This window comes from Marinobacter sp. BSs20148 (genome assembly GCF_000283275.1).
GTDB lineage: Bacteria > Pseudomonadota > Gammaproteobacteria > Pseudomonadales > Oleiphilaceae > Marinobacter > Marinobacter psychrophilus.
This window is the reverse complement of the sequence record NC_018268.1, coordinates 1,789,377-1,800,601: the sequence shown is the minus strand read 5'-3', so window position 1 is coordinate 1,800,601 and position 11,225 is coordinate 1,789,377. Positions and strand designations below refer to the sequence as shown.

Below are 11,225 nucleotides of genomic sequence, written 5' to 3'. Positions count from 1 at the left end.
GCCACTAGAACTGTATATATAAACAGTGCTAAGCTGCCTCGCGCACTGATCGGTGCATTTGCGTTGGTCAGGTTTTTTCATTTTAAAACAGTCGATACCGGCTTAAACACCCGGCAAGGAGACGTATATGGGCGTACAAGCGCTTTACTTCAGCGACCGTGATGGCAAGGAGAAAGCAATGGCTGATCCCAACAATCTGCTGTTCACTTCTAAAAAGGAAGCAGATGAACGCGACAAAATGCTGGAGTTTTCTGACGAATTGCGGGTATTTCTGGAGCGCAGGGTAGAAGGCATCGGCGAGCAGATGGCTGAGCAATGTGCGCTGGTATTGGCGCAAGAGCGGGAGCTGCTGGCACGGGCGCTAAAAAAACCCGAGCTGCTAAACCAGACGGCAGACACCCCCGACCAGTAACGTACTTTTAGCGAATCAGTATTCCAGCCCCAGAGCAAACTGGCCCAACGGCACGGGTCTGGAATACAAAAAACCCTGTAGCAAATCGCAATCACTGGCCGCCAAGTACTTTTGCTGCTCAACCGTTTCTATGCCTTCGGCCACTACCAAAAGGCCAAGATGGTGCGCCATGGTAATCACCCCTTGTACAATCGCAGCACTGCCACGATCGGTTGTGACATCGATGATAAAACTGCGGTCCAGCTTTACCTTGGTAATGGGTAGCTGGCGCAAGTAGCTCAGGCTGGAAAAGCCAGTACCAAAATCATCAATAGCCACCTGAACTCCCAGGTCACGAAGACTCTCGAGCATGGAGATCGCCTTATCGATACCGGAAAGCAGCACGCCCTCCGTCACTTCCAGCTCCAGCAATTCCGGCGGTAGCCCGCTGGCTTCAAGCACGGCGAGCACGTCATCGATGAACTCTGGCCGACGAAACTGTAAGGGCGAAATATTGACCGCAATCGACACCGCCTGGCCCGTTTGGCGCCAGCGCTGAGCCATATCCATGCACGCCTGATGCAATACCCAGCGGCCGATAGCAACAATTTGCCCGGTCTGTTCCGCCAACGAAATAAAGGCCCCGGGTAGCAACAGTCCGCGAACCGGATGATTCCAACGCACCAACGCTTCCGCGCTGCGCAAACGGCCGGTTTTAGCTTCCACCAGAGGCTGGTAATACACCACAAACTGCCGGGCTTCGATGGCTTCCATCAATTCACACCGCATAATCACCTGTTCGGTGCCGGCGGTAGAAGCTGCACCATGGTTCCAACAAAAGGTATTGCCGCCCTGGCGTTTGGCTTCGCGCACTGCCAGAGCGGCGTTGTCCAAGAGTTCTTTTGGCTGCTCAACTGAACCGTCATCTGACGCAATGCCAATACTGGCGCTGATACTCAAGCGCTGGCCTTTTATGTCATAGGCTTCCGCAAGGCAAGTCAACATTTGGCTGGCAAGCATCTTCACTTCAGCCTCAGCTTGCAAGGCCGGCCGCATGATAACAAATTCGTCTGCTGCCAAACGGGTGAGCACATCATCATTGGCTAACAAATTGCGCAGGCGATCGGCGACTACCGCCAACAACAAATCCCCCACCTGGCGGCCAAGACTTTCGTTCAGCGACTTGAAATCGTCAAGGTCGACATACAACAGCACCATGTCGCTGGTCTTGCCGCGCGCACGGACAAATACCTGACTGAGGTGCGCCTCAAACAGCCGATGGTTTGGCAATCCGGTAACAGGGTCGTGGCGAGCCTGATAGTCAAGAAGCTCTTCACTTTTCAGTTGACGCGTAACGTCCTGCTGGGCCGCAATGTAGTGAGTGCACTCTCCACGGCCATCGTAGACCGGGGTTATTGTCAGTTTTTTCCAGAAGGTGGAACCATTTTTCCGGTAGGACAGAAGCGTAATTTCACACTCTTCCTGATGCTCCAACGCTGACCGAATCAAGCGCAACGCTTCCGGCGCAGTGCCTCTTCCAAAGAGCACCAAATAACCCTTCCCGATAGCTTCCTCGGGCTGATAGCCTGACATTTCAGTGAATGCCGGGTTCACATAAACCATTGGATAGTCCTGCACGCTCGCGTCTAGCATCACAACGCCGTTCGGACTTGCCTCAATGCCGCGTTCAAGCAACCGCATACGATCTTCAGCTTTTTTACGTTCGCTGATGTCCCGAGCAATGCCATAACCGCCCCTAACGTCGCCATCAACGACGATAGGCAGGTTAATGACGTCTACGAATATGGCTTCGCCTGACGCGTTCAAACCAGCGATTTCGTAACTATGGGACTCACCTCCAGCCATCAAAATCAGCGCTTCATTAGCGACGTCGTAAAACTCGGGTAACAACACCTTACTGAAATGCTCTCCGATCAATTGGTCGCGACCATAACCGGAGATGACTTCCGCTGCCGGATTACAGTCCACAAAGCGGCCATCAAGGCCAATCTCAAAGACACAATCAGGGTGCTGGCTGAACAGAGACCGGTAACGCTGTTCACTCGACACTCTGCGATCCCTTTCCGCATGGTGCTCTATCGCAAGGGCGGCAAGGCCGGCCGCTTTGCGGATAAGGGTGATTTCGGACAATTCTGGCGATTTACAGTGTCGGTAATAGGTGGCGAAGGTTCCCAGTAGTTCACCAGAGGGGGAAATGATCGGTGCTGACCAGCAGGCTGCGATTTTCTCCGACTTCACCAGGTCAATAAAACTTACCCAGCGGCTATCGGTTAATAGGTCTTCACACACCACAATCTCGCGAAGATATGCGGCTCCGCAAGAACCCACCTCCGGACCAATTGGTATGTCGCGCATTGCTTGCCGATAGTTCTGGCTGAAAGCATCACCGGCGACCAAGGTCAGCGTTCGAGTCTGCGCCGAATAGAGCATCACCGACACCATGGCATCGGGAAACTGCTCTTCAACCATTGTACTTATCGCCGACAAAATGACATTGAGCGGGCTTCGACGCCCGATCAGATCATAAATAAATTGCGCAGTGGTGATTGCTTGGTGCATAGCGTCCCTACTGAGGAAAATCCATTACTGGCCAATCCGGTGACAGGAACATCATAAACTTACTGGCCAAAACGTTTTCCATTGAGCAAATAGTCGCTCTCTTCTTTTGTGTTAGTTCGCCCCAGTGCTTTATTCCGATGCGGAAAACGACGGAAGCGCGTGATTATTGCCTGGTGTTCAAGAGCAGATTGCAAAAAACTGCCCATAAACTCCTTCAACAAGCCGCTAGTGGATGCTGTAAGCTGTTCATAACACTCTATCGCAAGTGACTGATCTTCTTGGCGTTCGGAGTGCTGTAAGGGCATATAAAAAAACCCCCGCTGAATGGCTGGTAACGACACGTCAAAACCTTTGCTCATACCCTGCTTGCATAACTTTCGAGCCAGAATATCCTGCTCAAATGCCAAAGCACCTCCGCGAAAAATGTTGCGCGAAAACTGGTCAAGCAACAGAATTTCAGCGAGCACGCCGCCAGCCTTTTTCTGCCAGTGGTCAAGACCCTGCTCTGAGGCAAACAATACCAACGACAAAAAACGCCTACGGATTTCCTGATCGAACTTTCGGTTACTCAGAAACCAGCGATTGCTATGAGCCGGGTCAGGCAGCCCATTTTTGTCTAACTCACCAAACCAGAAATCCAGAATGTCTTTCCAATCGAACATTCACCATTACCCTGTTAAGGTTGTCGCCATAGTACTTATCAATGCGACAGTGTACGCGGTAAACAAGGCAACAGACACCCTTCACCACTAAGGGGCCTTCTACGCAAGGAATGGAAACACCATGAGCAGACACATATTGCTGACCGGTGGCACCGGTTTCATCGGACGGATTCTATGCCGCGAATTACTCGCAAATGGAGATCAAATTACGGTTTTGAGCCGACAGAGTGCAGCAGATGTGCGCGCTATATGCGGTCGAGTTGAGGCGCTGCCGGATTTGGCCAAATTGCGGGGCCATAAAGGCTTTGATGCCATTATCAACCTGGCAGGCGAAGGCATTGCTGATAAACGCTGGAGCGAGACGCGCAAACAAGCAATTCGCGACAGCCGTATTGAACTTACGCAACAGCTGGTTGATGTGGCTAAAACCTGGCTGCAGCCGCCGCAGGTTATGGTGTCTGGATCCGCTGTTGGTTTTTACGGCGCCCAAGGTGGCCTTGAAGTAACCGAGGCGACGCCTCCACATAACGAATTCACCCATCGCCTCTGCAGTGACTGGGAACAAACCGCTATGGAGCTCGCTGATATGGGTGTGCGCGTTTGCCTGTCGCGAACCGGAATCGTGGTGGGCCCCAACGGCGGCTTTTTACAACGCATGATTCTGCCATTCAAACTCGGTGTGGGTGGCAAGCTTGGCAGTGGCGAGCAGTACATGCCTTGGGTGCACCGACAGGATGTTGTAGGGGCTTTGCTGTGGATGTTGACTACCGAGACCGCATTGGGGGCATACAACGTTGTTAGTCCGTCTCCGGTGACCAATGCAACATTTACAAAAACCTTGGGTAGTGTGCTCCATCGCCCTACGATTTTGCCGGCACCTGCCGTGGCCTTAAAGCTGGCGTTGGGCGAAATGTCCGGACTGCTGCTGACCGGGCAGCGCGCAATTCCCGCCAGGCTTCAGGCTGAGGGTTTCGAATTCCGCTTTACGGAGTTGGAGTCTGCGCTAAAGGATGCGATCGCAAACTGAATAATAGCGGCAAAAAGTGTTGACACAGGCAAGGTCGGCTCATATTATGTGCGCCACCTCAATGAGGCAAGTAGTTGAATATGTTGCGTCCCCTTCGTCTAGCGGCCTAGGACTCCGCCCTTTCACGGCGGCAACAGGGGTTCGAACCCCCTAGGGGACGCCAATTTGCTAAGACTATTTCGCCTTATTCTGGAATACAAAAAATCTCCGCAAACTGTCTAAGTTTCCGGAGATTTTTTATTTTATTCGTCTTAATGTTCTCCTGTCAGGTCTCGTGACCTCAATTAAGATGGCTTGTCTATCTTCTTACCCGCGATTTCATTAGCGTCAGGGCCATGGGCTTTTTGATCGCGCATAATAAAGACGCCAAACCCTACAAAAAATGCCACCACCAGCAGCACAGTTACGATGCCAGCGATAACAACAGTGTCCAGATACATGGCAAACCTCCTAAATTCTCGTGTTTCGATTTGAACTCAGGTTACGACTTGCCGCATATCCTCGTGTTGATCTACATCAAGCCCTATAGTGGCTTAAAAAAATAAGCCGTTGCGTATATTCCAACTTTTATTTTTCTTCCTTTTAACCCCGACCAATGCAAGACAACGCGAAACTTTGGCTGCTATAGTCCACTAAGACCTTTCGCTAGATTCTGACCACTTGCAGGCAACTTATCCTTGATATGACAACATTTTTTAGGCGCCTGAACCTGCTTCGTCAGCGCTCGCTGCTGTCTTTGCGTTTACTGGCCTGGGTCTTGATATTCAGCCTGGCATTTACATTCATCTCTTCTGCCATTCAACTTTACTCAGACTACCGCAAAGAGCTTACGCAAATCACAGCACGCATGCAGGCCGTTGAATCCAGCGACAGCTCAGGACTGGCACGAAGCCTGTGGGCACTCGATCAGAAGCTTTTGCAAATTCAGCTGGAAGGCATTCTCAGCCTCCCGGACATTGTCCACTTACGGCTTGCGATTGAGCCCAGTTCTGAATTGGTGATTGGTGAAATCCCCCGCGGCGTCGCCACCATTGTTCACAGCTTTGAGCTGGTTCATGTTGAGGGCGACGAGTTCAAGCTAGGGCGACTTACCATTACCGCTGACCTTGCGCGGGTAAATCAAGACATGAAAAGGCGGGTGGGCATTATTCTCGCCACTCAATTTTTACAAACGCTGTTTATTTCCATTCTTATTATCTGGATTTTCCGGTTTTTTGTTACCCGACATCTGACCACTATGGCGGATTACGCCAGGGAATTTTCAATTCATAATCTGAAGCGCCCGCTAACGCTGAATCGACCTGATACGCCCAGCCGACGTCAGGACGAATTGGGCCAGGTAACCGACGCGATTAACCAAATGCGCGAGCGCCTGAATCAGGACATCGCCCGCCAAGAGCAAGATGCTCTGGAAATCCAGAAATTTTCTCAGGCCATTGAGCAAAGCCCGTCGTCCGTCATTATTTGCGACCGTCAATGGCACATTGAATTTGTTAATCAAAAATTCAGCCAACTAACAGGCCACAGTGCCCTCTCCATCATCGGCAAACACCCGGGGTCACTGGGCAGCGATAGCTCGGATAATCGGGAGGCCGAAAAACTGTGGAAGTCCATTCGCCTGCAGGTGCAGCGAGTGGGTGTCTGGCAGGGCGAAGTGACCAGCGCCCGACGCAACGGCGAGCGCTTCTGGGAGCAGCTAATCGTAACGCCCATCAAGGACGCAAAAGCAGATACCACCGGATTTCTCATTCTGGGTGAAGACATCAGTATTCGGAAACGCTATGAGCGCCAGCTGCTGCGCCAGGCCAATTACGATATCCTGACCGGACTGCCAAATCGTATGCTGGCACTCGACCGCCTAAAGCTCGCGCTGGCGCAAGCCCGGCGCGAAAGCACCGAAGTTGGAGTGATGTTTCTTGACCTCGACAACTTCAAGCATGTTAACGATACCCTCGGCCACGATGCCGGTGACACCCTGCTGATCGAAGCCGCCAGACGCATTTCCAGCTGCCTGCGGGGCAGCAGCACAGTCGCCCGCCTGGGCGGCGATGAATTTTTGGTGATTCTGCCGGGGCTGCAAAGCGCCGAGGTGTCGTCTCAAGTAGCCGAGCGCATACTCAAAACTTTTTCAATGCCCTATCAGTTAAACAGTCACGAGGTATACGTCACCACCAGCATCGGTATTGCGGCGTTCCCAGCAGATTCTGACAACAGCGGCGAGCTGATGCAGCACGCCGATGCGGCTATGTACCAAGCCAAACGAAAAGGCAAAAGCGACTACGTGCACTTTTCGCCAGAGATGAGCGAAATATCCCACGAACGCCTTCAGCTTGAATCCCGCCTACGGCGCGCTCTGCAACAAGAAGAATTCGAGTTATTTTACCAACCCATTGTAAACACCTCTAATGGCAACCTGCTGGCAGCAGAGGCCTTACTGCGCTGGAACAATCCGGAAATTGGCCAGGTCATGCCTGACCGCTTTATTCCGCTGGCCGAAGAGACCGGGCTTATAACGGCTATTGGTGAATGGGTCATTCAGCAGGCCTGCCAAAATGCCGTGGCTTGGAAAAATCAACTGGGTCGCGATATTGGAATTTCGGTGAACGTTTCACCTCGACAGTTCCGCGCCGCAGGCTTTGTTACCTCTGTGATGGACGCATTGTCTTCCAGCGGCCTAGCGGCCGAGTTTCTGGAACTGGAAATTACCGAGCGCCTCATTCTGGACAACTCGATTGAAACCGCCCAGATTTTACAGGAGCTTGACGAGCACGGCGTACGCCTGTCTGTAGACGACTTTGGCACCGGCTATTCCGCCCTCAGTTTTTTGAAAAGCTTCCCGTTTGACACACTCAAAATTGATAAATCGTTTGTACAAGACGTTCTGAAAGACCCGGATGACGCAGTTCTTGTCAGTGCAATCATCAATATGGCACACAGCATGGGGCTCAGACTGATTGCAGAAGGCGTTGAAGAGGAAGAACAGGTCCAATTTCTGCAAAAGGCAGGTTGCGATTGCGCCCAAGGCTACTTTTACAGTCGACCGCTACCCGCTATTGAATTCAGTCAGTGGTTGGATTCGTACACAAGCCATTAAAAAATCTGAAAACTGGAAATCCAGAATTATGGAAAACACATTATTAGTGGTGAACTGCGGTAGCTCCTCGCTAAAAATTGCGCTTTTTGACAAAGATCGGCAAAAGATTGCCTCGATGCTGGCAGGACGACTGAACACTCCCAATGCCCGCTTTCGCATTGGAAAGCAACGCGACGCCACCAGGCTGCCCCCCAACACCACGCACAAGGAAGCCCTGGCCGTACTGATGGATACAGCGCAGAAAAAGGGCCTGATGCCGAAACAACCAGCGGCTATTGGCCACAGGATTGTTCATGGTGGTGAAACTTTTCACGAAGCGGTACTGATCGACGACGAGGTGCTGGCCGCTATAGAGGCCTGTAATTTGCTAGCTCCACTGCACAACCCGGTTAACGTTGAAGGCATTATGGCAACCCGCGAGCTGTTTCCGTTGGTGCCACAGGTGGCAGTGTTTGATACAGCTTTCCACCAGACCCTGCCGGAACACGCATTCCATTACGCGCTGCCACAGAACTACTACCGTGACTGGGGCGTTCGCCGCTACGGCTTCCACGGCACCAGCCACGCTTACATGCTGCAACAGGCAGCTCTCCGCCTGGAGCAATCCACCGCTGAGACCTCCATTATTTCCGCGCATCTGGGCAACGGCTGCAGTATTACCGCCATACGCGATGGCAAAAGCGTTGATACCAGCATGGGCCTGACACCTCTGGAGGGTCTGGTAATGGGTACCCGAAGTGGGGACGTAGATCCCGGACTGTTTGATTACTTGCAGAGCAAAGGCGTGAGCGCCGAGCAACTGCACAACGAACTCAACCACAGCAGCGGTCTTCTGGGGCTGTCAGGGCAAACTAACGACATGCGCACCCTGAGCGACCTGGCGGACCAAGGTGATCCGTCAGCGCAACTGGCCATCGATGTGTTCTGCTTCCGCCTGGCCAAATATGTCGCAGCCATGATGGTATCGCTGAACCGGCTTGACGCCCTGGTGTTCACCGGTGGCATTGGCCAAAACAGCGCCCGTGTACGCCAGCAGACCGTCAATCAGCTGGGGCTGCTTGGCTTCGCCATTGATCAGCACAATAATGATGATAATGGCCTCAATCGTGGTGGCCGAATTGACTGTAAAGAGTCGCGATTCCCAATACTGGTGATTGCTACCGACGAAGAAAGGGTCATCGCTGGCGAAGCAGCACGCCTGGCTGAACTCAACTAACCGATTTGTACAACGCTAGCGGCGGAATTTTTAACTATGGCAAAAAGTCTTTTTATTGCACCAACCTCTTCAGATTCCGGCCTGACGTCTGTGTGCCTGGGCCTGCTGAGGGCACTGGAGCGGGTAGGTGTCAGCGTTGGTTTTTATAAGCCGTTTTGCCAGGTGGTGCACCAAGCCGATGCAACCCACAATAAAGGCAAAGACTCTTCCGTCGAGTTTGTGCGCTCCCACAGCCATCTTAAACCGCCGACACCGATTACCCTGAAAGAAGCACAGCACGCGCTCAATCACAACAAATCTGACTTGTTGCTTGAGCGTGTGGTGGGCGAGTACCAGAAAGTAGCGTGCACGGTCGACGTGGTGATTATAGAGGGCCTGGAACCCGATCAGGATGGCACCTACATTACCCGCCTGAACGCCGAGGTCGCGCGGAACCTGGGTTCTGAAATCATTTTGCTAACGTCACCCAAAGGCTGTAACCCCATCGAGCTAGACGAACAACTTGGTTTTTCTGCACGACTGTTTTCGGGGCAGAATGAAGCCGACGTTTTGGGCGTTATTCTTAACAAAATCGGTGCGCCAAAAGAACGTAAAATACCCGGTATGACAACCCTCACCGCGATACCGCCTGAAGATTACCGCAACAAATGCAACGTGTTTAGTAGCGGGCAGTATCGGTTGTTAGCCGAAATACCTTGGGAACCGAGCCTGTTAGCACCAAGGGTTTCAGACATAGCGCGCGAACTGAAGGTAGACGTGCTGCACGAGGGTCAGATGCAGACCCGCAGGGTGCACCGTGTTTCTGTTTGCGCACGCACCATCAGCAATATGACCGAAATCCTCAAGTCTGGCACCCTTTTGGTGACTCCTGGAGACCGCGAAGATATCGTTGTGGCCGCCGCCGTAGCGGCCCTAAATGGCGTGCCCATGGCCGGGATTCTGCTTACTGGCGGTCTACTACCAGACCAAAGGGTCATCGAATTGTGTCGCCGGGCCATGGAAACCGGCATGCCGGTTCTTAGCACCACCACCAACACCTACGAAACTGCTCACATGCTGGCCGGCCTGTCTAGGTCTATCCCTATCGACGACCCGGAGCGGATCGACACTGCCATGAACCTGATCGCGCCGCGTATTGATACCGACTGGCTACAGGAACACCTTAAGGTGCTGCGCCAGACCCGTATGTCGCCACCGGCTTTTCGCCACCAGCTTTCTGAGCGCGCCCGTGCCGCCAACAAGCGCATTGTTTTACCGGAAGGCCACGAGCCGCGCACAGTGCAGGCAGCGATCATCTGCCATCAGCGCCAGCTTGCGCGCTGCGCGCTGATCGGCAGTGCCGCCGAGATACACGCCGTAGCGGCTTCTCTGGGCATGGAGTTACCACCCGATCTGGAAATTATCGAGCCGTCTGAGGTGCGCAAGCGCTACGTGGCGCCTATGGTGGAATTGCGAAAACACAAAGGCACTTCAGCCGAAATGGCGGAAAGCATGCTCGAAGACAATGTGGTTTTAGGCACCATGATGGTCGCGTTGGACGAAGCCGACGGTCTGGTGTCCGGTGCTATCCACACCACCGCCAACACCGTGCGCCCTGCCCTACAGCTGATCAAGACCCACAACAACGCCAAAGTGGTGTCGTCGGTATTTTTCATGCTGTTACCGCAGCAGGTTGTGGTTTACGGAGACTGCGCCATAAATCCGGATCCCAACCCGGAACAGCTGGCAGACATTGCCATCCAGAGCGCCCAATCAGCCGAAGCATTCGGCATTGAGCCGCGCGTGGCAATGATCAGTTACAGCACCGGCGAGTCTGGCAGTGGTCGGGATGTCGATAAGGTACGCGAAGCTACCCGGCTGGCGCGCGAAAGGCGCCCGGACCTACTGATTGACGGCCCCCTGCAGTACGACGCCGCCGCCATTGCAAGCGTGGGCCTTAGCAAAGCACCCAATAGCCAGGTAGCCGGCCGCGCAACCGTGTTTGTGTTCCCTGACCTGAATACCGGCAACACGACGTACAAAGCAGTGCAGCGAAGCGCCAATGTGGTCAGCATTGGGCCTATGCTGCAGGGCCTAAATAAACCAGTGAATGACCTATCGCGGGGCGCACTGGTGGAGGACATCGTATTCACCATCGCCATAACCGCTGTTCAGGCCAAGCAGGTGGAAGACGCCAGCAAAACCTGACCTCGCCGGGTCAACGCCCATAAAAAAACCGGCCTGTTATTGTTCATAACGGGCCGGTTTTATTGCTA

8 protein-coding genes and 1 tRNA gene are annotated in these 11,225 nt (G+C 53.2%); 6 read left to right on the top strand and 3 right to left on the bottom strand.

The features are described 5' to 3' along the window. Nucleotides 1-127 precede the first annotated feature (127 nt). Nucleotides 128-412, top strand: coding sequence for a YebG family protein (locus tag MRBBS_RS08150; RefSeq protein ID WP_014870985.1), 285 nt, complete (start codon nt 128-130; stop codon nt 410-412). Nucleotides 413-427: 15 nt separating this feature from the next. On the opposite strand, the gene MRBBS_RS08145 is transcribed toward MRBBS_RS08150, so the two are convergent. Together MRBBS_RS08145 and MRBBS_RS08140 are read right to left on the bottom strand one after the other, a co-directional pair. Beyond that, complete coding sequence (locus tag MRBBS_RS08145) at nt 428-2,971, bottom strand: EAL domain-containing protein (RefSeq protein ID WP_014870984.1); 2,544 nt, start codon at nt 2,969-2,971, stop codon at nt 428-430. A gap of 59 nt (nt 2,972-3,030) precedes the next feature. Continuing rightward, the gene (locus MRBBS_RS08140) at nt 3,031-3,633 is read right to left on the bottom strand and encodes a DUF924 family protein (protein WP_014870983.1); all 603 of its coding nucleotides are present in this window, start codon (nt 3,631-3,633) and stop codon (nt 3,031-3,033) included. Between the two features lie 121 nt (nt 3,634-3,754). Between MRBBS_RS08140 and MRBBS_RS08135 the strand changes: the two genes are divergently transcribed. After that, nucleotides 3,755-4,660 carry a TIGR01777 family oxidoreductase gene (locus MRBBS_RS08135; protein ID WP_014870982.1) on the top strand — a complete coding sequence of 302 codons (906 nt, stop codon included), beginning with the start codon at nt 3,755-3,757 and terminating at the stop codon, nt 4,658-4,660. 87 nt (nt 4,661-4,747) lie between these two features. Further along, nucleotides 4,748-4,823: transfer RNA gene (locus MRBBS_RS08130), tRNA-Glu, on the top strand. 121 nt (nt 4,824-4,944) lie between these two features. Here the strand turns inward: MRBBS_RS08130 and ccoM are convergent. Next, the gene (gene ccoM, locus MRBBS_RS20410) at nt 4,945-5,100 is read right to left on the bottom strand and encodes a cytochrome c oxidase subunit CcoM (RefSeq protein WP_014870981.1); all 156 of its coding nucleotides are present in this window, start codon (nt 5,098-5,100) and stop codon (nt 4,945-4,947) included. A gap of 242 nt (nt 5,101-5,342) precedes the next feature. Here ccoM and MRBBS_RS08125 point away from each other — a divergent pair, with 242 nt between their 5' ends. Genes MRBBS_RS08125 through pta form a run of 3 tightly spaced genes read left to right on the top strand, consistent with a single transcriptional unit; the run spans nt 5,343 to nt 11,157 of the window. Further along, nucleotides 5,343-7,754: an EAL domain-containing protein gene (locus MRBBS_RS08125; RefSeq protein ID WP_014870980.1), complete on the top strand. Its 2,412-nt coding sequence runs from the start codon at nt 5,343-5,345 to the stop codon at nt 7,752-7,754. A 28-nt stretch (nt 7,755-7,782) separates the two neighbouring features. Further along, on the top strand, nt 7,783-8,970 hold the full coding sequence (locus MRBBS_RS08120; protein WP_014870979.1) for an acetate/propionate family kinase: 1,188 nt from the start codon (nt 7,783-7,785) through the stop codon (nt 8,968-8,970). 36 nt (nt 8,971-9,006) lie between these two features. Then, nucleotides 9,007-11,157 (top strand): phosphate acetyltransferase, encoded by a 2,151-nt coding sequence (gene pta / locus MRBBS_RS08115; RefSeq protein WP_014870978.1) that lies wholly within the window; start codon nt 9,007-9,009, stop codon nt 11,155-11,157. The last annotated feature ends 68 nt before the right edge of the window (nt 11,158-11,225 follow it).

Excerpts from the sequence above, each read along its gene's own strand:
- MRBBS_RS08150 (WP_014870985.1), top strand. The coding sequence starts at position 128 with ATGGGCGTACAAGCGCTTTACTTCAGCGACCGTGATGGCAAGGAGAAA.
- MRBBS_RS08145 (WP_014870984.1), bottom strand. The coding sequence starts at position 2,971 with ATGCACCAAGCAATCACCACTGCGCAATTTATTTATGATCTGATCGGG.
- MRBBS_RS08140 (WP_014870983.1), bottom strand. The coding sequence starts at position 3,633 with ATGTTCGATTGGAAAGACATTCTGGATTTCTGGTTTGGTGAGTTAGAC.
- MRBBS_RS08135 (WP_014870982.1), top strand. The coding sequence starts at position 3,755 with ATGAGCAGACACATATTGCTGACCGGTGGCACCGGTTTCATCGGACGG.
- ccoM (WP_014870981.1), bottom strand. The coding sequence starts at position 5,100 with ATGTATCTGGACACTGTTGTTATCGCTGGCATCGTAACTGTGCTGCTG.
- MRBBS_RS08125 (WP_014870980.1), top strand. The coding sequence starts at position 5,343 with ATGACAACATTTTTTAGGCGCCTGAACCTGCTTCGTCAGCGCTCGCTG.
- MRBBS_RS08120 (WP_014870979.1), top strand. The coding sequence starts at position 7,783 with ATGGAAAACACATTATTAGTGGTGAACTGCGGTAGCTCCTCGCTAAAA.
- pta (WP_014870978.1), top strand. The coding sequence starts at position 9,007 with ATGGCAAAAAGTCTTTTTATTGCACCAACCTCTTCAGATTCCGGCCTG.